This is a genomic window from Bradyrhizobium sp. B025, from assembly GCF_042257955.1.
In the GTDB taxonomy this organism is placed as follows: Bacteria; Pseudomonadota; Alphaproteobacteria; order Rhizobiales; family Xanthobacteraceae; genus Bradyrhizobium; species Bradyrhizobium diazoefficiens.
Genome location: NZ_CP170150.1, coordinates 4582241 through 4606482, shown reverse-complemented (window position 1 = coordinate 4606482; position 24242 = coordinate 4582241). Strand labels below are relative to the sequence as shown.

The window sequence follows — 24242 nt, the reverse complement described above, 5'->3', positions numbered from 1 at the left end:
CGCAAAATCTTTGGGGCGGAATACGAATCGCTTTGGCGAATCGAATTCGAGGGATTAGAGGTTAAGTCCCATGGCGCGGTACATATTCATCACCGGCGGCGTGGTTTCTTCGCTCGGCAAGGGTTTGGCTTCAGCGGCACTCGGTGCGCTGTTGCAGGCCCGGGGCTACAAGGTCCGCCTCCGTAAGCTCGACCCCTATCTCAACCTCGATCCCGGAACGATGTCGCCGTATCAGCACGGCGAAGTGTTCGTGACCGATGACGGCGCGGAGACCGATCTCGATCTCGGTCACTACGAGCGCTTCACCGGGCGGCCGGCGACCAAGGCCGACAACATCACGACGGGGCGCATCTACCAGGACATCATCACCAAGGAGCGCCGCGGCGATTATCTCGGCGCGACCATCCAGGTGGTTCCGCACGTCACCAACGCCATCAAGGAATTCGTCCTCGACGGCAATGACGACTACGACTTCGTGCTGGTCGAGATCGGCGGCACCGTCGGCGACATCGAGGGCCTGCCGTTCTTCGAGGCGATCCGCCAGCTCAAGAACGATCTGCCGCGCGATCATGCCGTCTACATCCACCTCACGCTGCTGCCCTACATTCCGAGCGCGGGCGAATTGAAGACGAAGCCGACGCAGCACTCGGTGAAGGAGCTGCGTTCGATCGGCATCCAGCCGGACATCCTGCTCTGCCGCACCGACCGCGAGATCCCGAAGGAGGAGCGGCGCAAGCTCGGGCTATTCTGTAACGTCCGCGAAAGCGCGGTGATCGAAGCGCGCGACGTCGACAACATCTATGCTGTCCCCGAGGCCTACCACAATGCGGGCCTCGACGACGAGGTGCTCGCCGCCTTCGGCATCGCCTCGCGGATTCCGCCGGAGCTGCGGAGCTGGCAGCAGATCAACGAGCGCGTCCGCAATCCCGAAGGCAACGTCACCATCGCCATCGTCGGCAAATACACCGGCATGAAGGATGCGTATAAGTCGCTGATCGAGGCGCTGTCGCATGGCGGCATCGCCAACAAGGTGAAGGTCAATCTCGACTGGATCGAGAGCGAGATCTTCGAGAAGGAAGATCCCGCGCCGTTCCTCGAGCACGTCAACGGCATCCTGGTGCCGGGCGGATTCGGTCAGCGCGGCGCGGAAGGCAAGATCCGCGCGGCGCAGTTCGCGCGCGAGCGCGACGTGCCGTATTTCGGCATCTGCTTCGGCATGCAGATGGCGGTGATCGAGGCCGCGCGCAATCTCGTCGGCATCGAGGACGCCAACTCCACCGAATTCGGCCCGACCAAGGAGCCCCTGGTCGGCCTGATGACGGAATGGCTGCGCGGCAACGAGCTCGAGAAGCGCTCGCAGGCCGGCGATCTCGGCGGCACGATGCGGCTCGGCGCGTATCCCGCGGCGCTCAACCGCGGCAGCCGCGTCTCGCAGGTCTATGGCGGCGCCACCGAGATTTCCGAGCGCCACCGCCACCGCTACGAGGTGAACACCGCCTACAAGGACCGCCTCGAGCAGCACGGCCTGAAATTCTCAGGGCTGTCGCCCGACGGCGTCCTGCCGGAGATCGTCGAATACGAGGATCATCCCTGGTTCATTGGCGTGCAGTTCCATCCCGAACTGAAGTCGCGGCCTTTTGAGCCGCATCCTCTCTTCGCCTCCTTCATTCAGGCGGCGATGGTGCAGAGCCGGCTGGTCTGATGGCTCAGCGCGCGGCGGAGTGGTCGCGCGCGTGATGTATCGGCTCCAAGGCGACTCGCGTCGAGGGGGCCGGCGCAAGCGATCCCGTGACGAGCTTCATCTGCGGCCGCCGTGTCAGCCTGTAGACGGCGGCGGGCGGCATGTTCAGCAGGGCGCGATCGACCAGCGTGGCGCGTAAGCCCAGCCGATCGAGAATCGGCCGCGGCACCGGGCAGCTCATGCCGTAGGTGAACTGGTAGAATGCGCCGCCGGGGCGGACATAGCTGAACGCGCCGCTGACGATCGAGACGACCTTGCGCGTCGACATGTTGAGCAGCGGCAGCCCGCTCACGACCGCGCCGACGGGCGCGCCGTCATAGAGGCGCTCCGTCGTCAGCCGCCCCGCATCCATCCACAAGACGCGCGCGTTGGGAAAGCGCACTTGCAGGAGCTTCATGAAGTCGGAGCCGTATTCGATCAGCGTGAGGTCCTGCTGGCGGACGCCGCGTTTCAGGAGGTTGTAGGTGAATGCCCCGGTGCCGGGGCCGAGCTCGAGGATCGGACCGGTCGATGCCGTGATCTCGCGCGTGATCAGATCGGCGAGCGCCGCGCCTGATGGCGCGATCGCGCCGACCCGGCGCGGGGCCGACATCCAGGACAGGAAGAAGGAGAGGAAATCGTTGGGCATGCGCACTCCGGCATCTTGGTTGCACCTCGAAAGATCGGAGGTGAAGCGGATGCAGTGTCACGGCCGTGCATTGCGACAGCATTGCGCTGTGAGGGGCGCACGTGAATCAATCCTGCGGGATTGGGCGCAGCGTTATTCTGAAACAGGCGCCGCCGTCCGGCCCGTCCGTGACCGAGACGTGGCCGCCATGCAGCTGCACGATCTCGCGCACCATGTTGAGGCCGAGGCCGGCACCGCGATCGAGCGGCGTCAGCCGGTAGAACGGCTCGAAGATCTGCTCGCGTTGTCCGACGGGAATGCCGGGACCTTCGTCCGTGACTTCGATGCTCGCGGGTCTGCTGACGCGAATGCCGATGGTGCCGCGGCGAGGGCCGTGCTGAATCGCATTTTGCACGAGGTTGGTCAGCGCGCGTTCCAACGCGGCCGCGTCACCGATCGTCTCGATCGGCGTCGTGGGTGCATCGAGCGCCAGCTCGTAGCCGCCGGCAATCGCCAGCGGCGCGAGGTCGGCAGCCGCGCCTCGCGCGACCCGGACAAGGTCGACGCGCGCGAAAGGATGGCCGCAGCGGTCGAGCCGCTGAATGTCCAGCAACTGCTCGGCAAGCGTCGCCAGCCGCGCGGCATCTTCCAGCAGCCGGGTCTTGTCCGGCCCCGGGGCAAGCGACTCCAGGCGCGTGTTGAGGATCGCGATCGGCGTGCGCAGCTCGTGCGCGGCGTCGGCGACGAAACGCTTGTGGCGGGCATAGCCTTGGTCGAGCCGCGCCAGCGCGTCATTGACCGCAGTCACGAGCGGTACGACCTCCAGCGGAATTCTCTCCACCGACAGACGCGCGCCGCGCTGATGGATGTCGATACGACGCGCCTGGTCCGCGGTCGTATCAAGCCCTCTGAAGGCGCGCCGCACGATCATCGGTGTCGCGATGAAGGTCGCGGTTCCCATCAGAAGCAGGCCTGGCAGGGCGATGCCGAGGAACGCAAGCGATGTCATGACCAGCGCCTTGGCGCCGGTCAGCCGGCCCTGTGTCGCCGTGATGACCTGCACATTGCCGGCCTCGGTGTCGACCCGCTTCAGCCGCGCCGCCGGCTTGCGCGGATCGTCCTCGAACAGCTGCCAGCCGAGCCGCGCCTGGCTGATCTGGTCGAGGCCGCCGCCGATCGCAGCGAATTCGGCCGGCACGGCACCTTCGGCGAGCGAATGTCCCTGCCGGTCGCGGACCAGGAACCAAAGGTCTGGTGTCTCGGTACGCAATTGTTTGAGCTCGGGCGTCGGCCGCACGGTCAGGCCGCCCTGTGCGTCGCGCGTCAGTGCGTGCTGCACGACGTCGATCACGCGATCCTCGTCGCGCTCGGCGAGCACAAGTCCTGACGCGCACAGCGCTCCGACGACGACGGCAACCAGGGCCAGGAGCAGCGCGGCCTGGAGCGAGAGCAGGCGCCAGCTCAGGCGCGAGCGCAGGCAGTAGGGATCGTCGTGCCTGCTCATGGCAGCTTCTTCAGGAGATAGCCGACGCCGCGAATGCCGTGGATCTCGATGCCGGCATCCGCCTCGGCGAGCTTGCGGCGCAGCCGCGAGATATGCGTGTCCAGCGCGTTCGACTGGATCTCGTCGTCGAAATTGTAGACGGCCTCTTCCAGCGCCGAGCGTATCACGGTGCGGCCGATGCGGCGGATCAACGCCTCGAGCACCAACAGCTCGCGACGCGGCAGCTCGAACGGCTGGCCGTCGATGCTCGCCTCGCGATGGCCGACATCGAAGGCGAGGCGGCCTGCGCGGATGACATCCGGCGTAAGTCCCGCGGGGCGCCGCATCACGGCGCGCAGGCGCGCCAGCAGCTCCTCGACCGCGAACGGTTTGGCCAGATAATCGTCGGCGCCGCTGTCGAGCCCGGCGATCCGGTCGGCGAGCTCGCCGCGCGCGGTCAGGACGATGATCGGCACGCCGTCGGCGCGCGCCCGGAGCTTCGGAATCAGCGCAAGGCCGTCGCCGTCGGGGAGCTGGCGGTCGAGCAGGACCGCGACATGGACGTCGGCGGAAATGGCCTCTTCCGCGTCGGCAAGGGTAGGGGCATGGTCTACCACCATGTCGTAGCGCTTCAGCGCCGACGCCAGCGCGCCCGCCATCTCCGCCTCATCCTCGACGAGCAAAATCCGCATGATCCGGCACCTAGGCTTCAACTAAAGCCATTCTAGCGGCCCGATCATTGCGGCAGCATTGCGGGAGCCGGACTTGATGCGTTACCGGAGGCCGCCGAGCCATGCGCGAAACGCCACAGGGGCGGCCGCGCAGGGCTCAAGACACGGTTATGGCCGGCCGTTATAAGCGGCGGACCTGTTCTGGGAGGAAGCAAGAATGATCTACGAAATGCGCGTCTACCGCTGCGTGCCCGGCCGCTTGCCGGCGCTCTTGAAGCGATTCGAGACGGCGACGCTGAAGCTGTGGGAGAAGCATGGCATCCGCCAGGCTGGATTCTTCACCACGCTGATCGGTGAATCCAGCCAGGAGCTGACCTATTTCCTCGCCTGGGAGTCGCTCGCCGAGCGCGAGAAGAAGTGGGGCGCGTTCGTGACCGATCCGGACTGGCTCGAGGCGCGGGCGAAGTCGGAGGCGGACGGCCAGATCGTCGGCAATATCGTCAGCCAGCTCCTGACGCCGACCGCCTTTTCGGCGGTGAAATAGCGTCGGCGGCGCCCGCGGAACTTCGGCGCAACCCTGATATTCGGACGGCCTGGGCCGATTGGGGTTGATCCGACCCCGATGGCGGCTATGGTCGCGCCGAAACGAGGGATTTGCCTTGAGCTCTTCGACGTCAGCGGCGCCGGTCGTCACCATTGGCAGGGTCAAATTCGGCAATGATCTGCCGATTTCCATCATTGCCGGGCCTTGCCAGCTCGAGAGCCGCCAGCATGCGCTGGAGGTGGCCTCCGCGCTGAAGGAGATCGCCGCGCGGCTGAACATCGGTCTCGTCTACAAGACCTCGTTCGACAAGGCCAACCGCACCAGCGCGTCGGCGGCGCGCGGGCTCGGGCTCGCGCAGTCGCTGCCGATCTTCGCCGAGATCCGCGCCTCGCTCGGCCTGCCGGTGCTGACCGACGTGCACGAAGCCACGCAATGCGCCGAGGTGGCGCAGGCCGTGGACATCCTGCAGATCCCGGCCTTCCTGTGCCGGCAGACCGACCTGCTGCTGGCGGCGGCCGCGACCGGCAAGGTTGTCAACGTCAAGAAGGGCCAGTTCCTGGCGCCCTGGGACATGGCGAACGTCGTCACCAAGATCACGAGCGCGAACAATCCGAACGTGCTCGTCACCGAGCGCGGCGCCTCCTTCGGCTACAACACGCTGGTTTCCGACATGCGCGCGCTGCCGATCCTGGCGCGCACCACCGGCGCGCCCGTGATCTTCGACGCCACCCATTCGGTGCAGCAGCCGGGCGGGAAGGGGACGTCCTCCGGCGGCGAGCGCGAATTCGTGCCGGTACTGGCGCGGGCGGCGGTCGCGGTCGGTGTCGCCGGCGTCTTCATCGAGACCCATCCCGATCCCGATAGCGCGCCTTCCGACGGCCCCAACATGGTGCCGTTGCGCGAGTTCGAGGGTCTGATCCGCAGGCTGATGGCGTTCGACGCGCTCGCAAAGAACCCGCGCTGATGCAGCAAGGCGAGGCGCGGCCGCACGATCACGGTCTGCCGGCCGCGCTCTACGTCATCTCCGGCGCCAGCTTCGCCGCGGCGTTGTCAGCGCGTGCGCTCGACCCGGTGCTGCCGCACGTCGCCGAGGATTTTGGCGTCAGCATCGCGACCGCCGCGGGCTTTGCCGCGGTGTTCGCTTTCACCTTCTCGATCATCCAGCCGATCGTCGGCGCAGCCGCCGATCTGTTCGGCAAGACGCGGCTGATGATCGGCTGCCTCGCGCTGCTCGGGCTTGCCAATATTCTCGGTGCGCTCTCGACCTCGTTCTCGGTTCTGTTTGCGACCCGCATCCTTGCCGGCATCGGCTCGGGCGGCGTTTTTCCGGTGGCGCTCAGCCTGACCAGCGATCTGGTCGGTCCGGAGAAGCGGCAGGTCGCGATCAGCCGCACGCTCGCCGGCGCCATGACCGGCAATCTGCTCGGTGCCTCGGCCTCCGGCCTGATCGGCGATTTCCTCGGCTGGCGCGGCGTGCTGGCGGTGCTCGGCGTGCTCGTGATCGTTGCATCGATCGCGGTTGCCGCCGGCTTTCGCGGCGCCAAGGTCAAGCATCCGCCGAAGACGAGCCTGTCGGCGCTGAAGGCCGGCTATCGCACCATCTTCACCAACCCCAACGCCTATGTGTGCTACTCGGCCGTGTTCGTCGAAGGCTGCTGCGTGCTCGGCCTGTTTCCCTATATAGCCTCGTTCCTGTTCGAGCTCGGCCAGACCTCGCTCTCGATCGCCGGCATCGTCATCGCGGGCTTCGCGGTCGGCGGCCTTTTCTACACGCTGACGGTGTCGCGCCTGCTGCCGTGGCTCGGCATGAAGGGAATGATGATCGCGGGCATGACGCTGGTGGCCTCGCAGCTCGTCGCCGTGGCCTTCGGTCCGCGCTGGGAGGTGCAGGCGCTGAATCTCATCGTCATGGGCTGGGGCTTCTACATCGCCCATGGCTGTCTCCAGGTGTTCGCCAGCGAGCTCTCGGTCGAGGCGCGCGCCACCGCGCTGTCGCTGCATTCGTTCTTCTTCTTCATGGGACAGACGGTCGGGCCGCTCGCCTACGGCTTCGGCCTGCAACACGGCGGCAAGATGCCGACGCTGTTCGTGAGCGCCGCGATCATGGTGGTCCTCGGCATCGTTTGCGCCCGGCTGCTCAAGCCGCGTGCACCAGCCGACGCGCGCTGAGATTTTATTCGGTCCTTAAGGGGGGATCGCCCCACCACGACACCGTCGGCTCCGTATACATGGCACACGAATTGCTTTTATTCTGGGCAAACCGAGGTGTGAGACCGTGGACGCCCAGCCCATCCGTTTGCCCAGCGTAGCCGGCGCGACCCGGTCGGCCGGATATCCCACCAGGCCGCCACTGCGGCGTTTCCTGACCGATTGCCACGAGGAGTTCAGGGGCGACGGTTCGGGCGAGCTTGCCGATTACATTCCCGAGCTGAAGCGCGCCAACCCCGATCATTTCGGCATCGCGCTCGTCACCATCGACGGCCATGTCTACGAGGTCGGCGACAGCGCGGTGCCGTTCACGATCCAGTCGGTCTCGAAGGCCTTCGTGTTCGCGCTGGCGCTGGAGACGGTGGGCGAGGAGCGCGTCTCGGCCACCATCGGCGTCGAGCCGAGCGGCGAAGCCTTCAATTCGATCCGGCTCACCAACGACAACCGTCCCTTCAACCCGATGGTCAATGCCGGTGCGATTGCCTGCTCGGGCCTGATCTACGAGGTGGACGGCAAGGGTGCTTTCGAGCGTGTCCGCTCAAAACTCAGCGAGTTCGCCGGGCGCGAGCTCGGCGTCGACGAGGCCGTGCATGCCTCGGAGACCGCGACCGGCAACCGCAACCGCGCGATCGCGTGGCTGCTCCGCAATTACGCGGTGCTGCCGGATGACGTCGACGCGGTGCTCGACGTCTATTTCCGCCAATGCGCGATCCTGGTGACGGCGCGCGATCTGGCGGTGATGGCGGCAACTCTCGCCAATCGCGGCATCAATCCGGTGACGGGCGCGCAGGTGATCACGCCGCACATCGTCGCCCGCACGCTGTCGGTGATGACGAGCTCGGGCATGTACGACTATGCCGGCGAGTGGACCTATCGCGTCGGCATCCCCGCCAAGAGCGGCGTCGGCGGCGGCATCGTCGCGGCGCTGCCCTCGCAACTGGGACTGGGCACCTTCTCGCCGCTGCTCGACAATCACTTCAACAGCGTGCGCGGCCTGAAGGTCTGCGAGGCACTGTCGGCGCGGTTCGACCTGCACATGCTCAACCGCAATGCCGACGTCCGCACCAGCGTCATGGCGGATTACGACGTCTACGGCATCTCCTCGCGCCGCAGCCGCCAGCCGCACGAGCAGCAGATTCTTGACGAGCGTCACAGCGACATCCGCATCCTCGAGCTCGTCGGCGCGCTGAATTTCGGCACCATCGATTACGTCACGCGAAGACTGACCAGTGAGCCGCCGAACGCGCCGCTGTTGATCATCGATTTCCGCCGCGTGCCCGACATCACCGCGGCCGGTGCGGAGCTTCTGGGCGAGACGCTGACGGCGCTCGGCAATGCCAACGTCACCACGATTCTGTCCGGCCTCGAGGAGGCCTCCGCGGTCTGGGCCGCGATCGCCGCGCGCACGGGGGATCCACGCCGGCTGCGCCGCTTCGCGCTGCTCGACGATGCCATCGAATGGGCCGAGGACCAGGTGATCTATCGCTTCGGCGGCTTCACCGACGTGAAGGAGAGCGCGCATCTCGGCGAGCAGGCCTTGCTGGCCGAGCTCGACACCGACGAGATCGCCGCCATCGTCAAACTCTCGACCACACGGCACTACACGGCCGGCCAGCGCGTCATCGCCGCCGGCGCGCCCGCCAATTCGCTGTTCTTCCTCCAGAGCGGCATGGTCAGCGTGAAGCTGCGGAGCGGCGTTCGACTGGCCTCGCTCGGTCCCGGCATGGAGTTCGGTGAGATGGCGATCCTGGAGCGAACCCGCAGCGCCGACGTGTTTGCCGATACGCCCGTTGCCTGCCTCGAACTGCCGCTCGACAGCTTTGCCGATTACCGCCGGTTGCACCCGGAGACCGCGCTGAAGATCATGCGCAACCTCGCCGCAATCCTGGCGCGGCGGCTGGTGGCGGCCAATGCCAAGGTCGACCTGCTGAGCGCGTATTAGGAGGCCGGGCCTAATTCGCTCCACCGGCAGCGATCGGCTCCATGCCGCTCGCGATGATCGTGTCGCGGGCGGCGGGGGAGGCGAGGAACTTGATCAAGGCCCGGCCAGCCTCGGGCTCCTTCGAAACGGTCGCGATGCCGGCCGAGAAGATCGTGATCTTCTGCAACTCGCTCGGCAGCGGTCCGACGATATCGATGCCCTTCACCGGCTTCAGTTCGCTGATCTGCTGAAAGCCCAGTTCGGCCTCGCCATGCGCGACGATCTCGCCGACCGGCGTGGCCGGAATCTTGCGCGCCTTGTCCTTCATGACATCGGCAATGCCAAGCTTGTCGAACATCTCGGTCGAGACGTAGACGCCGCTGGCGCTGTCCGAATAGGCGATCGTCTTCGCCGCCAGCAGCGCACGCTTGACGGCTTCCACCGAGCTGATGTCCGGCTTCGGCGCGCCCGACTTGACGGCAATCCCGATCGGCGATCTGGTCAGATCGACCTGGCTGCCGGCAACGACCTTGCCTTTGCTGGCGAGGTCGTTGAGGGCATAGCCCACCATGATCAGGACATCGGCCGGCTCGCCCCGCTCCAGCCGGACCGGGATCGCATTGGTGGTGGTGCCCATCGAAGGCCCGAACGCGGTCAGCACCTTGTTGCCGGTGGCTTTCTCGAACTCCGGCACGAGCGCCTGATAGGCAGCCGTCAGACCGCCGGAAATCATCACCCGGACCTCGGCCGCGTCGGACGCGCCGGTCAGCCACAGGACGCCCAGAAGGCCCAAGGAAAGGTTCAGGACAAGGCCGCGAAATTTGTCTGATGTCGATTTCATCGTCGTTGGTCTCCAGCTAGCCCCGCCCGCGATAGGGCGCGACGCCTTGCTCCGGCACCCACAGGCCCTTCGGCACGCGGCCGGTCTGCCAGAACACGTCGATCGGGATGCCGCCGCGCGGATACCAGTAGCCGCCGATGCGGAGCCATTTCGGTTTGATCTCCGAGGCGATGCGCTTGCCGATCATCACGGTGCAATCCTCGTGGAAGGCGCCGTGATTGCGGAAGCTCGCGATGTAGAGTTTCAGCGATTTCGACTCCAGCAGCCATGGGCCGGGTGCGTAGTCGATCATCAGATGCGCGAAATCCGGTTGTCCTGTGACCGGGCACAGCGAGGTGAATTCCGGCACGGTGAAGCGCACCAGATAGTCGGTGTCCTTTTGCGGATTGGGCACGCGGTCGAGCTGGGCTTCTTCCGGTGTGTGCGGCCATTCGACCGCGCGGCCGAGCTGGAGGGATTTTTTCGCCATCGTCGTCACATCCTTTTGCGGATGCCGGGATGGACGCAATTGAAGCTGCCGTCAACCGGCCGCGATTGTCTGGATCATGACGATGCGGTCGTTGCCGGACTCGCAGCCCCAGAGCTCGCCCGGCCTGCCGTCGAGCTGGCGGACATTGGCATTCGGCTTGTCGCTGGCGAAGACGTTGAATTTTTCGGTCATGGGATCGAAACGGACGATGGCATTGGCGGAAAAATCGGTCAGCCAGACCTTGTCCTTGTCGTCGACATAGACGGCGTAGGTGCGGGGACGATCTCCCGGCAGCTTCCAGGTCTTCCAGGAACCGTCAGCGGGATCGTGCACCGAGACATGGCCGCTGTTCCATTCGCTGACCCAGATCCGGCTCTTCGAATCCGACCAGACGCGCCGCGATCCCTGGTTCGGCGTTGGCGGCTCGACCACATTGGCGTTGCCGGTCGCAAGATCGATCTTCGCGATATAGCTGCCGGCGAGCGAGGCGTACCAGACGTCGCCCTTGGGCGTCACGGTGATGCCGTAGGGGCCGACGCCCTTGGGCGCCCGGAACACGTCCATCTCGCCAGACTTCGGCTTGAGCCGGCCGTAATAGCCGGACTGTCCGGTGAACCAGTAGGTGCCGTCATTGTCGAACACGCCGGTATTGAGATTGGCGGAGGTGAATTTCTCCGGCAGGCGGAACAGCGTGACCTTGAGATCGCCGGGATCGACCCGCGCGATCGCGTTCTGGCCGCCCTCGGTGATCCAGGGCGCGCCATCGGGACCGATCGTCACGCCGTGCGGCGCGGCGCCCTGGCCGAGGCTGACGGTCTTGAAGGTGCCATCCTTCGGATCGAGCCTGCCGAGCATGCCCTTGCCCTGCGCGGTGAACCAGACCGTGCCGTCGGGGGCTGGCGCGAGGTCGTGCAGGCCGATCCCGGCATTGATGGGGAAATATTTTGTCCGGAACGGGCCCTCCTGAGCAAAAGATGGGCGAACGGCGAGGAGGGCGGCGCTGGAAGCAAGAAACTGGCGGCGATTCATGGCGTTACCCCGACTGTCTAGGATTGAGGATGGACGCGCAGACCCAGTGTTCTCAAGCTTAGTCTTGGGGAATTCACGCGTCAGTCGAAGCTCGCCGTCCAAGCGTTCACATTTGCTTGCGCTCCGTGTAAGACCCGCGGCGAACCGATCAAACCTAACGAACGGAAGTGCAACATCATGACCGCCATCATCGACATCATCGGCCGCGAAATTCTCGATAGCCGTGGCAATCCCACCGTCGAGGTCGACGTCGTGCTGGAAGATGGCGCGCTCGGCCGCGCCGCGGTGCCATCAGGCGCCTCCACCGGCGCCCATGAGGCGGTGGAACTGCGCGATGGCGACAAGGCCCGCTATCTCGGCAAGGGCGTCACCAAGGCGGTCGGCGCCGTCAATGGCGAGATCTTCGAGGCCCTGAACGGCCTCGATGTCGAGCAGCAGGCCCAGATCGACCAGATCATGATCGACCTCGACGGCACCCCGAACAAGAGCCGCCTTGGTGCCAATGCCATCCTCGGCGTGTCGCTCGCCTGCGCCAAGGCGGCTGCGAACTCGCTCGACATGCCGCTCTACCGTTACGTCGGCGGCACCTCGGCGCGACTGCTGCCGGTGCCGATGATGAACATCATCAATGGCGGTGTGCATGCCGACAACCCGATCGACTTCCAGGAGTTCATGATCCTGCCCGTCGGCGCGTCGAGCTTTGCCGAGGGCCTGCGTTACGGCGCGGAGGTTTTCCACACGCTGAAGTCGGAGCTGAAGAAGGCCGGCCACAACACCAATGTCGGCGACGAGGGCGGCTTTGCCCCGAACCTGCCGTCGGCGGACGCCGCGCTCGAATTCGTCATGAACGCGATCGGCAAGGCCGGCTTCAAGGCGGGCAGTGACATCGTGATCGGCCTCGACTGCGCCTCGACCGAGTTCTTCAAGGACGGCAAGTACGTCTATGAAGGCGAGGGCAAGACCCGTTCGATCTCCGAGCAGGCCAAGTACCTTGCCGATCTCGTTGCGCGCTATCCGATCGTGACCATCGAGGACGGCATGTCGGAAGACGACATGGACGGCTGGAAGGAGCTCACCGACCTCATCGGCAAGAAGTGCCAGCTCGTCGGCGACGATCTGTTCGTCACCAACGTCAAGCGCCTCGCCGAAGGCATCAAGGCGGGCCGGGCCAACTCGATCCTGATCAAGGTCAACCAGATCGGCACGCTGACCGAGACGCTCGCCGCCGTCGAAATGGCGCACAAGGCGGGCTACACCTCTGTGATGTCGCACCGCTCCGGCGAGACCGAGGATTCCACCATCGCCGACCTCGCCGTCGCCACCAACTGCGGTCAGATCAAGACCGGCTCCCTCGCGCGTTCCGACCGCACCGCCAAATACAACCAGCTCCTGCGCATCGAGCAGCAGCTCGGCAAGCAAGCGCTCTATGGCGGCAAGGCGGCACTGAAGGCGCTGGCCTAACGCGCCTCGCCAAGCCAATTCTCCGGCGTCACGTTAGCTTGATCGACGCTCAGTCGCATGCGCGTTGACGCCGGATGGTTGTCGTGATGTGCTCATACACCTTAAAGGTGAGGCTCTTTCTTTATTTCATTTTCTAGCAATTTGACGTTCCGCGCGCGTCAGGCGCGGAAGCGCCGGTGCTTTGCCTCGCCCAACGAGGAGCGCCAAAATGACCAGATTGCGAGCAACCCGAGCCGTCAGCACGGATGGAACCGTTACCGTTCAGGCCAGCGGTCAATTGATGGACGACTACGTCTACGCCACCGATCTGACCGGCGAGACGGATCTGACGGCGATACAACAGGCCGACGGCAGTTACAGCCTGCTTTACCTCGGAGCGACCGGCAACATCATGTCGCTGCGCCGGGACCCTGACAGCGATACGGGCTGGAGCGAGGAGGTGGTCGATGCCACCCTTCAGCCGAGCCAGGTTGTCGGCGGCATCGATGCCAGCGGCAGGTTCACGGTCTTTGCCATCGGCTCGAATGCGGCGGCGCCCGATGTTTATGTCATGACGCGCCAGAGCGGGGGAAGCTGGAGCGCGCCGCAGCCGATCGCACCGGACGGCTCGGTGCCTGTATTCATGCAGGCCAGCAAGCTTGCGGCCTTTGCAATCGCGGGCAAGCTCGAACTGTTCGCGTTGCTCAGCCCCTCGCCGGGGTCCAACGGCCAGTCCAGCCTGTGGCGTATCGGCTGGGATGCTGCCGCTCCGAGCTGGCAGTACATCGCCGATACCGACCAGACCATCATCGAGAGCTGCACCGTCGCGGACATCGATTGTCTCTTGTTCGCGAACACCGCCGAGGCGACGCCCGTCGCGCTGGATCTGTTCACCGTGGCGGCTCCCTTCACGGCAACGGCAACATTACTGACGGCAAACATCGTATTCCGCTCGCTGGCCGTTGGTTCGCAGGCGGACAACAATTCGGCGGTGTTCATTGCCGATCCCGGTGACATGACCGATCGGCCGCAGATCCAGTATCTCGACGGTGGCAATCCGGACGCCGGCTTCGTGGTCGTGGATTCCACGATCAAGGCGACCGCGCTGGCGGTTGCGAGCGCCGGCGCCAATCCATTGGCGCTGTTTGCGCTCGATGACAGCGGCTCGCTGCAATTGATCGCGACGCCGCCGTCGGACACCAAATTCGACTTCTTCCTTCGCCTGAGGAACATCCTGACTGCGCGGGGGACGGAGGGCGATGCGGAGCTGGTTGGCTATGTGCCCACAAAGGGCCTCATACGGATATGGCAGAGTCCGCCGGACGATCCGACTTCGCCGGACGGCAGCAAGGGCGGCTGGAGTCAGGAGCCGATTCAGTATCCACCGCTGACCCGCAAGCTCGTCGAGCAGAAGACCTATTCGACGACGCTGACTTTCTATGACGCGAAGGGCGTGACCCTTTCCAACGCCAAGGTCGCGCTGAAATCGACCGAGATCGTGAGCGCCTCGATCGCCGGGCAAGTCGTGACCCTTGGTCCGGCGCGGGCCCTGACGTTCACGACCGATGCGTCCGGCCGCCTGCGGGTCACGACGGAGACGCGGTCGCTGAATGCCGCGGGGCTCAGCGCCAGGCTGCCGGACCTGATGATGGACGGCGGCGATTTCGCGGTGACGCCCAATCATGATGTGCAGGAACGGCTGCGCAACATCACGACAGCCCAGGTCAAGCAGCTCGTGCCGAGCGAGTTCGCCGGCGATGCCGATCAAATCCGGCTGGCCGTCACGGAAGCGATGGCGAACATCCATGACGGGCCGGTCGCGTTGGTGCGGGCGCGCATCAGTGCCAGGGACGACCTTCGGCTGCCGCTGCCGATGCGCGCGCAGCCCCGGCAGCCCTTCCGCTTCACCGTTGCCGGCGGGCGGGCCGTCTTCAAGACTCTCACCGATGCGGAGGCGGACGCCGCCATCGCCGAGATCGCGGCGTTGCGCACCAGTCCGGATTTTGGACTCCTCGACTTTTTCGAGGACGCGATCGAGGCGATCGGCAATGCGTTCGAGACCGCGGTCGATGCGGTGTACGACTACGTCATTAAGCCGATCGCCACCGGTTTCGAACTCGCCATCAACTGGGTGGCGGACAAGCTCAAGATCGCCTGGAACGGCATCGTCGACACCGTGGAAAGCGCGTTCCGCTTCGTGGAAACCGTCTTCAACGCGGTCAGGACGTTCTTCGTCAGGCTCTACAATTTCCTTGCCTGGCTGTTGAGCGATGCGCGCAAGGACATCTGGGCCACCAAGCGGAAGTTCGAGCGGATCTTCAGCCAGGGTCTGGTTTCGCTCGCAGGCTTTGCCGCCGACGGCGGCAAGGTCAGTCACAGCTTCTTTGAGACCATGGAAGGTACCGTCAAGCAGGCCTTTGCGGGGATCGAGAAGGATCTCGGCAAGATCGATGCGGATGACGGGATGGATGCGCCGTCCGGCGTGAGCACGTTTCTCGAAATCATCGAGGACAGCGCAAGCGTCGCCAACTGGCTGATGGACAAGGTTTCGTTCGGCAGCCTCATCAGCCTTGGCATCAATATCCCGTCGGCGATGGTGCAGGATGCGATGGCTCTCATCTCGCGGGTCCAGTCGACATTCGCCACCGAGATCGCGAAGCTCATCCAGGCAAGCATGAAACGCTTGCGGGCGCTGGCAACCAGCACGTCGGAGTTCGGCAAGGTGCTGCTCGCCACGATCCTCGGCGAGGTGAAAGACCTGATCCTGGCCGTTCTGCGCGTCCTCGATGGACTGGTTCAATCCGTTTTGAACTTCTTCGCCAAGGATCTCGTCGCGCTCAACACCGCAGTGTTCGGCGCCTCCATCAATAACTTCGTCATTCAGGCGCTCTACGATCTGATCAACCCGGGGTCTTCGGAGGGGCTGACCGTCGTCGGCCTCGGCTCGTTGCTCTGCGCTTTCGTTGCGACCACGCTCTATCGCATCATCTTCGAGGATTCTCCGTTCTCGCTCGAACAAGCCGAGCAGGGCGTTGCGTCGAGCAAGAAGGAGATCGGCGTTCTGCTGATCCTGTCCGGCCTCGTTCAGGCGACGGTCTGGTGCGTCGCCGACGTCGGGCTCGATGTCGGATTGTTCGACAACCCGCCTGCCTGGCAAGCGCTGGCCGTCGTGATTCTCGGCCCGACCTTGATCCAGTTTCTCGCCTGGCCCGGAGGCCCGTTCGCACGGCTCGCGTTCGACACGCCGGTCAACAAGGCCACCTCGGCGGCCTGGCTGTCCGGGTTCGGCAATATCGCGTTCAAGTTCTTGTGGGGCATCGCCCGTAAGTTCAAGGATGGTCCGCGCGGCTCGTTCCCGGGATCTTGCGCACTGAGTGCCGGCGGCATCCTGTCCTTGGCGATGAATGCATGGATGCTCTTCGAGAAGGAAAGTGCGGGCACGGCGCGGGTGTCGGAATGGGTTGCCGGCGCCGCCGGGTCATTGTCGGCGATCGCAAAGCCGGCCAAGCACACGCTTGATCCGCTTGATGCCCGTATCTTCCTCGGCGTCGTGGATATCGTCAGCGACGTCAGCGCCGGAATCGCCAAGATCGTCCACGGCAAGGAGATCATCGATTCGGAGCAAGGGACGACGCTGACTGCAAGGCGCGTCTCGATGGGCTCGGCCTAGGTCACGGCCCGCGCGTCCGGAGGGACGCTCACACTGCTCAAATTTCGCAAACTGATTTTCACCCAGGCTGTTTCATCAGAGGATATTTTCATGCCCGCACTCTCGGATCCGACCTTGCAGACCAAAGGCAGGCTTACTGTCGGCCTCAACCTCGACAACAACGCATCGTACATCAGCAGCGGCGCGGTGAACGGACTGAAGGTGACGGCCGGAGCGCTTGCCTACGGGCCGCCCAACGAACCTCCGCCGCCGTGGAAGCCGGGCAAGCAATACTGGTCCGGAAACGGCACCGCGTTCGGCGCCCAGGGAATGGTCCCGACGACCTACGGCTACACTTACCAGGCCGGCATCTACCAGCCACTGTACATCAGCGACATGAGCAGCAATGCCGTGATGACCGGGAAGACCTATGTCTTCACGTTCTCGCTGGGAGCCGAATGGATTCAGCTCTACCTCAGGGTCACTGGCGGGCCCGACGGAGCTACGGTTTTGCCCGGCTTCGGACTTTGGAGCCTTGGCAGCAACCCGCACGCCTGGACCTACGTGACGCCAGAGGCCTTCACCGGCGAATGGATGATCGGGCTCCTCAGTCCGGCCTGCTTCAACATCGTGTGGCTTTCGGTTGAATATGCACCGCCCAAGGATTACGGCGGCGGTCTGCCGGAGGCGCGGCTATGCTTCAAGGTATCGGGGCTGTCGCCGACCAATGCATTTGCGTATTCGACGGATGTCGATCTCGGCGGCCCCCGTCCGCTGGGGCAGGACATGCCGATCGGACTTCAGCATCTGCATCCGCGCAGCCAGCCGCACATCCTGCAGCGCGAATCCGCCGTTCCCGTCGGCTAGGCTTCCTGTTCAATCAGTTGCTGCGCTGCGAGCCGGAACTTGGTAAGGAGGCCGCCTATCCGGGCGCGTCGCGCTGCAATGCCTGGGCCTGAGGCCATGAGTTGGTCGAGGGCCCAAGGCCTCGCTGACGCTCCTGCATCAAGGGAGGATCGACATGAGCGATGGCGAAACCGGACTGCAACTGCGTTCGCTGATCAAGAAGAGCGGCGAGCTGGAAATCTCGCTTCTCGACGTGCCGACCCCCGAGCCCGCCGAGGACGAGGTGGTCGTCCGCGTCGAGGCGGCGCCGATCAACCCGTCCGATCTCGGTCTGCTCGTCGGCGCGGCCGACATGAGCACGGCGAAGCTCTCCGGCACAAAGCAGGCGCCCGTCATCACCGCGAAAGTGCCTGACGGTGCGATGCGCGCGATGGGCGCGCGGCTCGACCAATCCCTGCCGGTCGGCAACGAAGGTGCCGGCGTCGTCATCAAGACCGGCTCGTCGGATGCCGCAAAGGCGCTGATGGGCAAGACGGTCGCGATGATCGGCGGCGCCATGTACTCGCAATACCGGACCCTGAAGGCGAGGGACTGCCAGCCATTGCCTGACGGCACGACGGCGGCGGAGGGCGCGTCCTGGTTCGTCAATCCGCTCACCGCGCTCGGCATGACCGAGACGATGCGGCGCGAAGGCCACAAGGCGCTGGTGCATACCGCTGCCGCCTCCAATCTCGGGCAGATGCTGAACAAGATCTGCATCAAGGACGGCATTCCGCTCGTCAACATCGTGCGCAGCAAGGAGCAGGCGGAGATCCTGAACAAGATCGGTGCCAAATACGTCGTCGATTCCAGCGTGCCGAGCTTCCTCGACGATCTCACGGCCGTGCTGGTCGAGACCGGCGCCACTATTGCCTTCGACGCCATCGGCGGTGGCAAGCTTGCCGGCGACATCCTCAACTGCATGGAAATCGCGATCAACAAGACCGCCAAGGAATACAGCCGCTACGGCTCCAGCGTGCACAAGCAGGTCTATGTCTACGGCGCGCTCGATATCCGCCCGATCGAACTGCCGCGCGGCTTCGGCATGGCCTGGGGCGTCGGCGGTTGGCTGCTGACCCCGTTCCTTCAGAAGATCGGTCCGGCCGACATCGGACGGCTGCGCCAGCGCGTCGTGAACGAATTGAAGACCACCTTCGCCAGCCACTACACCAAGGTGGTCTCGCTTCCCGAGGCGCTCGATCCCGCCAACATTGCGGTCTACGCCAAACGGGCCACCGGCGAAAAATTCCTCATCAACCCGAATAAGTCGTGACGAGCGATGGCGTCCAGGCCTGATCGAATTTATGCCTGAGCCGTGGGGCGAATAACGATCTCGCCGACGTCCACGCTATCCGGCTGCGCTATCGCGAAGGCCATCGCCTCCGCGATTGCGCTCGCCGGAATGGCCATCGCCTTCATGCTTGCCTGCCCTTGCTCCCGCAACGCGGAATCCGTCATGGAGGACGGCAGTTCGGTGTCGACATAACCGGGTGAGATGGTCGTCACGCGAAGGGACGGGCCGACCTCCTGACGAAGTCCTTCGGAAATCGCCCTGACGGCATTCTTGGACCCCGCATAGACGGCCATTGTCGGAACGATCTTGAGGCCGGCGGTCGACAGGGTGTTGACGAAATGGCCGAAGCCCTGACGACGGAACACGGGCAGGGCCGCGGCGATCCCGTAGAGCACGCCCTTCACGTTCACGTCGATCATGTCGTCCCAGTCGTCGACCCTCAGATCGTCCAGGAGCGAAATCGGGGCAATCCCCGCATTGTTGATCAAGACGTCCAGCTTCCCGTATCGATCCGTTGCCAGTCCGACGAGCCCGGCGACATCCTCGCGTTGCCTGACGTCGGTGACGAGGTACGACGCCTTTCCGCCCTTTGACGCGATGCTCGCGGCCAGCATCTCCAGCCGGTCGGCGCGCCGTGCGCCGAGGACCACGATGGCGCCACGTTCCGCGAGATGCCGGGCGGCGGCTGCGCCTATTCCGCTGCTGGCGCCCGTGATGGCGATGACTTTGCCTGCGATGCCCGTCATAGATGTTCCATGCAATTCGTTGCGATGAACTTCGCATCGAAAGCGAGGATGATCTATGCTCGAAGTGCTCGAAAATCGTCGAGATCGGATCAAGCCTTGGACACACCCCCGGATAGGCACGAGACCTCGGGTAACACCTCGGACCCGCTGTCTCAGGTCTTCTCGCTCCTGAACGTTCGCGCTGCGCGTTGCACGAGGTTCGAGGCGGGCGGCAATTGGTCGTATCGGTTCCCGGCCAAACCCGCCCTGAAGTTCGGCGCGGTCATCCGAGGTGATTGCTGGATCGATTTCGGTGACGAAGCCCATCATCGGCTTGTCACCGGCGACTGCTTTCTTCTGGCCAATGCACCAGCCTATGTTCTGGCCAACGACCAACGCCTTGCTCCCGAAGACGGCATAGCGGCGTTCGATTGGACGCAGTCGGATGTCGCGCGTCACGCGGGCAGCGATACCGTTCTGCTTGCCGGCAGTTTCGGTTTCGAAGCGTCGGACGCCGGATTGCTGCTCGATGCGCTTCCTCGCTTTCTGCTCATACCGTCGCGCAGCCCGTCGGCCCCCATCATTCATTCCACGCTCGGGATTCTCGACCTTGAAATCAGGGGGACGGGAATCGGAGCGGCCGTACTCACCGACAGGCTTGCCGACGTCCTGCTCGTCCAGGTGCTCCGCGCGGCGCTGGATCAGAGTGCCGGCGAGGGTTTTGGATGGATCAACGCGCTGGTCGATGCCAGGATCGGCAAGGCCATCAGGCTGATGCACGAGAACGCCGCTCACCCCTGGACCTTGGACGCATTGGCCGACGCGATCGCCATGTCGCGATCCGCGTTTTCGAAGCGGTTTAAGTCGCTTGTGGGGTTGGCGCCGCTCGACTACCTGCTTCGATGGCGAATGCGACTTGCACGCGATCAGCTACGACGTGGAGCGACCGTTTCGGCAACGGCCGCGCAGCTTGGATACTCGTCGGAGAGCGCCTTCGGACATGCCTTCAAGCGAGTCTACGGCCACGCACCGAAGCGATACTGGCGCGGACAGGCCGCGGGCGAAAAATTCCCCAACGCCCCAAATAAATTATCGTGATCTGCGACGGCACCTCACCGAAGGAAGGTCTTGCCTTCTGAGCGAAGCGGGGGATTATTCCGCCGCTATTGAAAGCGGGACAACCGCAAGCAAAGAAGGGGACACTTCCATGACTGATCTGAATCGCCGCCACTTGCTGGCGGGCGCGGCCGCTGTGGGCGCGGCTGCCGTTACCGGGCTCGGACCGATCACTGCTCGTGCCTCAGTGCCGCAAGCCGGGGCGCAGGCGCCGGGCTTCTACCGCTACAAGGTCGGCAGCTTCGAGTGCACCTCGATCAATGACGGCGCGCGCACCTTCCCGATGCCGGACAAGTTCGTCGTCAACGCGCCCAAGGACGAGGCGCTCGCCGCGGGCGAGGCGGCCTACATGCCCAAGGGCATGGTCACGGTGCCGTTCAACCCGCAGCTCATCAACACCGGCTCCAAGCTCGTTCTGATCGATACGGGCAACGGCGTCGCCAATCTCGAGCCCAGCAAGGGCGCGGTCGGCCGCACCCTGCAGAACCTCGCGGCCGCCGGCGTCGATCCCAAGAGCATCGACGTCGTGCTGCTCTCGCATCTGCATCCCGACCACACCAACGGCATTCGCCTCGCCGACGGCGCGCTCGCGTTCCCGAATGCGGAGATCATGGTGCCGGGCAAGGACTGGGAGTTCTGGACCAGCGAGGACAACGCCGCCAAGGCCGAGTCCAACGCGATGATGAAGAACTACTTCGCCAACGTGAAGAAGACCTTCGCCGGCCTCGAATCCAAGGTCACCAAGTACGAGTGGGGCAAGGAGGTCGCGCCCGGCATCGCATCGATCGCGACGCCCGGCCATACGCCCGGCCACACCTCGTTTGCGGTTGCATCCGGCGATGCCAAGGTGCTGATCCAGTCCGATGTCACCAACATTCCGGAGTTCTTCCTGCGCAATCCGGACTGGCACGTGGTGTTCGACACCGATGCCGCGTTGGCGCAGCAGACGCGCCACAAATTCTACGACATGGCGGCGGCCGAGAAGGCGACCGTGATCGGCTTCCACTTCACCTTCCCCTCGGTCGGCCATGTCGAGAAGGACGGCGCCAAATATCGCCTGATCCCGTCGGCCTGGAATCCGACGATCTGATCGGGCTGGACGTTTGTGCGAAAGATCGGGCCGCCGCTTGGCGGCCTGATTGTTTTGGACGACGGTTTCAGAAACTCAATGTTTCCAAATCGGACCGGTTCATGCACTTGCATCCATTGGTCCGGATCGCTTAAGTGCCGCCCGGCACTCCCGCTCAAGTTCTGAGGACACTCCATGGCCTACAATATCGTCGTGATCGCCGGCAGCCTGCGCAAGGACAGTTTTTCGCTGAAGATCGCCAATGCGCTCGCCAAGCTCGCGCCGGCCTCTCTCAAGCTCGAGGTCATCACGCCGGCGGGCATCTCCTTTTTCAACCAGGACCTCGAGGGCGCGCCGCCCGCGGACTGGCTGGCCTTCCGCGAAAAGCTCCAGAAATCGGACGGTGTCCTGTTCGTCACCCCGGAATACAATCGCGCCATCCCGGGCGTCCTCAAGAATGCCATCGACGTCGCCTCGCGCCCCTATGGCAAGAGCTCGTTCAACGGCAAGCCGGTCGGCATCATCTCGAACTCGCCGGGCCCGCTCGGCGGCGTCAGCGCGGCCAAGACGCTCCAGAACATCCTGCCGGGCATTGCCGGCCCGATCATGCAGCAGCCCGAGACCTACCTGAACGCGGTTGGCGACGCCTTCGATGCCGAGGGTAACCTCGCCAAGGACGCGCTCAAGACCGTGCTCCAGGCCTATATCGACGCCTTCGCCGCCCACGTGGCCAAGCATCACGGCTGAGGCTGAACAACCTTGTCATTCCGGGGGCGGCCCGAAGTGCCGAACCCGGAATCTCGAGATTCCGGGTTCGATGCTGCGCATCGCCCCGGAATGACAGTTGCCAAGATTAGCGCTCCCTTAACCAAGCTGCCCCATCTTCCCAAGATGGTCTCCCGCGCGCGCCTCAAATCGATCCTGACCGGTCTTGCCCTCTATGCGATGGCGGCTGCCATCGTCGGCTATTTCGGCGTCAACGCCTATACCGGCAAATACGGCCTCAACGCCCGCCAGGAACTCGACCAGGAGATCATCGCGCTGACGAGCGAGCTGGCCCAGCTCAAGCGCGAGCGCGCCAGGAGCGAGCAGCGCGTCTCGCTGCTGCGTTCGGCGAGGATCGATCCCGACATGCTGGACGAGCGGGCACGCTTCCAGCTCGACTACGTCAATCCGCGCGATCTCGTTCGGATGATCCCGCCGAACTAGCGCTTGCGCAGGTTTCGAAACCGGTATCGAAAGCCGGCGCCGAGTCCGGCCGCCTCCTGCAAAGGTCGCAAGACCGCAGTCGTCTTGCCGCCTTGACGGAGCAGCGCGGGCGGGGGCATGGCTTATGCGGCGCAACCGCACCCCAGGATTGACAGAGATCAATCAGGCCGCGCCGGCACGCCGTAGATTGCCACCCGGAGGAAACGGTGATGAATGGGTCAATGCCCCAGCATCACGCGGCTCGTGTCGAAGCCGCTATTGCATCAGGCCAGGCGGCTCGCTCCGCGCTCGTGGCCTCCTGGCGCCGTTCGTCCCGACTGCATCATCTCGACCCCTCCGGCCGCGGCCTGCCCCAGCGGCTGACCGACGCGGAACTCCGCGAGGCGCGCGAGCGGATCGCACCGCTGCTCGCCGCTGCACGAGGCGCGATGGACCGGCTCTACCAGGCGGTTGGCGCGGCCGGCTGCTGCGTGCTGCTGGCCGACGGCGAGGGGGTACCGGTGGATCGTCGCGGCACGCCGGCGGACGATACCACCTTCCAATCCTGGGGTTTGTGGACCGGCGCGCTCTGGAGCGAGGAGCGCGAGGGCACCAATGGCATCGGCACCTGCGTCGTCGAGCAGCGGCCGCTGACGATCGACCGCGACCAGCACTTCTTCACGCGCAACACGCTGTTGAGCTGCACCGCCGTACCGATCTACGACCACGAGGCGGCGTTTGCCGGCGTGCTCGACGTCTCCTCCTGCCGCGCCGACCGGACCGATGCGTTTTCCAATCTGATCGCGCTCGCGGCAGGCGAGGCGGCAAAGCGCATCGAGGCCGACTTGTTCCGCCGGGCTTTCGCCCATGCCCGCATCGTGCTGACGCCGGCTGCGGACGGACAGTGCGGGGGCCTCGTTGCGGTCGATGCGGACGATCTCGTGATCGGCGCGACACGCTCCGCCCGGGTGGGACTTGGGCTCGCGCCAGGCCGGGCGTTGCGGCCAGTGCCCGCGGCCGATCTTCTCGGCGGCGATACGGCGCGCGACCACCTCGCCGGCGGTCAGCGCGCGGTGGTGCAGCGGGCGCTGCTCCGCGCGGGCGGCAATGTTTCGGCGGCCGCCAAAGCCCTCGGCGTCAGCCGCGCAACCCTGCACAGGAAGCTCAAGCGGTTCGAGCTGAACCACTGAGGGCCACTGTCCTTTCAGCCGTCATTGCGAGCGTAGCGAAGCAATCCAGAATCTTTCCGCGGAGGGACTCTGGATTGCTTCGCTACGCTCGCAATGATGGGGTGGAAGCCGCGAGCCCTCGATCTTGCACCTGCCTCACCCCGGACCTGTCGCAGAACTGCGACAGGTCCGC

Annotated in this window: 21 protein-coding genes; 14 read left to right on the top strand and 7 right to left on the bottom strand. The window is 64.8% G+C overall.

Going from position 1 to position 24242, the window contains the following annotated elements; all coding sequences use genetic code 11:
- Nucleotides 1-70 precede the first annotated feature (70 nt).
- Nucleotides 71-1702, top strand: coding sequence for a CTP synthase (locus tag ACE10W_RS21295; RefSeq protein ID WP_011087573.1), 1632 nt, complete (start codon nt 71-73; stop codon nt 1700-1702).
- 4 nt (nt 1703-1706) lie between these two features.
- Here ACE10W_RS21295 and ACE10W_RS21290 read toward each other — a convergent pair whose 3' ends face one another.
- From ACE10W_RS21290 to ACE10W_RS21280, 3 genes are all read right to left on the bottom strand, one after another.
- Nucleotides 1707-2369, bottom strand: coding sequence for an rRNA adenine N-6-methyltransferase family protein (locus tag ACE10W_RS21290; RefSeq protein ID WP_060912364.1), 663 nt, complete (start codon nt 2367-2369; stop codon nt 1707-1709).
- Between the two features lie 106 nt (nt 2370-2475).
- Nucleotides 2476-3852: a sensor histidine kinase gene (locus ACE10W_RS21285; protein ID WP_375761896.1), complete on the bottom strand. Its 1377-nt coding sequence runs from the start codon at nt 3850-3852 to the stop codon at nt 2476-2478.
- Complete coding sequence (locus tag ACE10W_RS21280; RefSeq protein ID WP_011087570.1) at nt 3849-4523, bottom strand: response regulator transcription factor; 675 nt, start codon at nt 4521-4523, stop codon at nt 3849-3851. The genes ACE10W_RS21285 and ACE10W_RS21280 overlap by 4 nt, the downstream gene beginning before the upstream one ends.
- Nucleotides 4524-4719: 196 nt before the next feature.
- On the opposite strand from ACE10W_RS21280, the gene ACE10W_RS21275 reads away from it, so the two are divergent.
- From ACE10W_RS21275 to glsA, 4 genes are all read left to right on the top strand, one after another.
- Entirely contained in the window at nt 4720-5046 is a 327-nt protein-coding gene (locus ACE10W_RS21275) for an NIPSNAP family protein (RefSeq protein WP_028171806.1), read from the top strand.
- Between the two features lie 115 nt (nt 5047-5161).
- Nucleotides 5162-6010, top strand: a complete 849-nt coding sequence (gene kdsA, locus ACE10W_RS21270) for a 3-deoxy-8-phosphooctulonate synthase (protein ID WP_304546723.1) — start codon at nt 5162-5164, stop codon at nt 6008-6010.
- Nucleotides 6010-7215, top strand: coding sequence for an MFS transporter (locus ACE10W_RS21265; RefSeq protein ID WP_161534823.1), 1206 nt, complete (start codon nt 6010-6012; stop codon nt 7213-7215). Before kdsA ends, ACE10W_RS21265 begins: the two co-directional genes overlap by 1 nt.
- A 106-nt stretch (nt 7216-7321) precedes the next feature.
- The gene (gene glsA / locus ACE10W_RS21260; RefSeq protein WP_161534824.1) at nt 7322-9196 is read left to right on the top strand and encodes a glutaminase A; all 1875 of its coding nucleotides are present in this window, start codon (nt 7322-7324) and stop codon (nt 9194-9196) included.
- A gap of 10 nt (nt 9197-9206) precedes the next feature.
- Here glsA and ACE10W_RS21255 read toward each other — a convergent pair whose 3' ends face one another.
- The 3 genes from ACE10W_RS21255 to ACE10W_RS21245 are packed head-to-tail and all read right to left on the bottom strand — an operon-like array spanning nt 9207 to nt 11514.
- Nucleotides 9207-10016, bottom strand: a complete 810-nt coding sequence (locus tag ACE10W_RS21255; RefSeq protein WP_011087565.1) for an extracellular solute-binding protein — start codon at nt 10014-10016, stop codon at nt 9207-9209.
- A 16-nt stretch (nt 10017-10032) separates the two neighbouring features.
- A complete protein-coding gene (queF, locus tag ACE10W_RS21250; RefSeq protein WP_162603533.1) occupies nt 10033-10485 on the bottom strand; it encodes a preQ(1) synthase in 453 nt (150 codons plus the stop codon).
- 51 nt (nt 10486-10536) lie between these two features.
- Nucleotides 10537-11514 (bottom strand): lyase, encoded by a 978-nt coding sequence (locus ACE10W_RS21245; RefSeq protein WP_375761895.1) that lies wholly within the window; start codon nt 11512-11514, stop codon nt 10537-10539.
- A 177-nt stretch (nt 11515-11691) separates the two neighbouring features.
- On the opposite strand from ACE10W_RS21245, the gene eno reads away from it, so the two are divergent.
- The 4 genes from eno (at nt 11692) to ACE10W_RS21225 (ending at nt 18761) form a co-directional block, all read left to right on the top strand.
- Nucleotides 11692-12975, top strand: a complete 1284-nt coding sequence (eno, locus tag ACE10W_RS21240) for a phosphopyruvate hydratase (protein ID WP_375761894.1) — start codon at nt 11692-11694, stop codon at nt 12973-12975.
- A gap of 208 nt (nt 12976-13183) precedes the next feature.
- Nucleotides 13184-16624 carry a hypothetical protein gene (locus tag ACE10W_RS21235; RefSeq protein WP_375761893.1) on the top strand — a complete coding sequence of 1147 codons (3441 nt, stop codon included), beginning with the start codon at nt 13184-13186 and terminating at the stop codon, nt 16622-16624.
- 90 nt (nt 16625-16714) lie between these two features.
- Nucleotides 16715-17470 (top strand): hypothetical protein, encoded by a 756-nt coding sequence (locus ACE10W_RS21230; RefSeq protein ID WP_011087560.1) that lies wholly within the window; start codon nt 16715-16717, stop codon nt 17468-17470.
- A 154-nt stretch (nt 17471-17624) separates the two neighbouring features.
- Nucleotides 17625-18761, top strand: a complete 1137-nt coding sequence (locus tag ACE10W_RS21225; RefSeq protein ID WP_375761892.1) for a zinc-binding dehydrogenase — start codon at nt 17625-17627, stop codon at nt 18759-18761.
- 29 nt (nt 18762-18790) lie between these two features.
- Here the strand turns inward: ACE10W_RS21225 and ACE10W_RS21220 are convergent, their stop codons facing one another.
- Entirely contained in the window at nt 18791-19528 is a 738-nt protein-coding gene (locus ACE10W_RS21220; RefSeq protein WP_011087558.1) for an SDR family oxidoreductase, read from the bottom strand.
- A 96-nt stretch (nt 19529-19624) separates the two neighbouring features.
- Here ACE10W_RS21220 and ACE10W_RS21215 point away from each other — a divergent pair, with 96 nt between their 5' ends.
- The 5 genes from ACE10W_RS21215 (at nt 19625) to ACE10W_RS21195 (ending at nt 24070) form a co-directional block, all read left to right on the top strand.
- Complete coding sequence (locus tag ACE10W_RS21215) at nt 19625-20605, top strand: AraC family transcriptional regulator (protein ID WP_375761891.1); 981 nt, start codon at nt 19625-19627, stop codon at nt 20603-20605.
- Between the two features lie 109 nt (nt 20606-20714).
- On the top strand, nt 20715-21713 hold the full coding sequence (locus ACE10W_RS21210) for an MBL fold metallo-hydrolase (protein ID WP_375761890.1): 999 nt from the start codon (nt 20715-20717) through the stop codon (nt 21711-21713).
- Nucleotides 21714-21887: 174 nt separating this feature from the next.
- Entirely contained in the window at nt 21888-22439 is a 552-nt protein-coding gene (locus ACE10W_RS21205; RefSeq protein ID WP_271554112.1) for an NADPH-dependent FMN reductase, read from the top strand.
- A 144-nt stretch (nt 22440-22583) separates the two neighbouring features.
- Nucleotides 22584-22901 carry a septum formation initiator family protein gene (locus tag ACE10W_RS21200; RefSeq protein WP_011087554.1) on the top strand — a complete coding sequence of 106 codons (318 nt, stop codon included), beginning with the start codon at nt 22584-22586 and terminating at the stop codon, nt 22899-22901.
- 209 nt (nt 22902-23110) lie between these two features.
- A complete protein-coding gene (locus tag ACE10W_RS21195; RefSeq protein WP_038967230.1) occupies nt 23111-24070 on the top strand; it encodes a GAF domain-containing protein in 960 nt (319 codons plus the stop codon).
- Nucleotides 24071-24242: the final 172 nt, after the last annotated feature.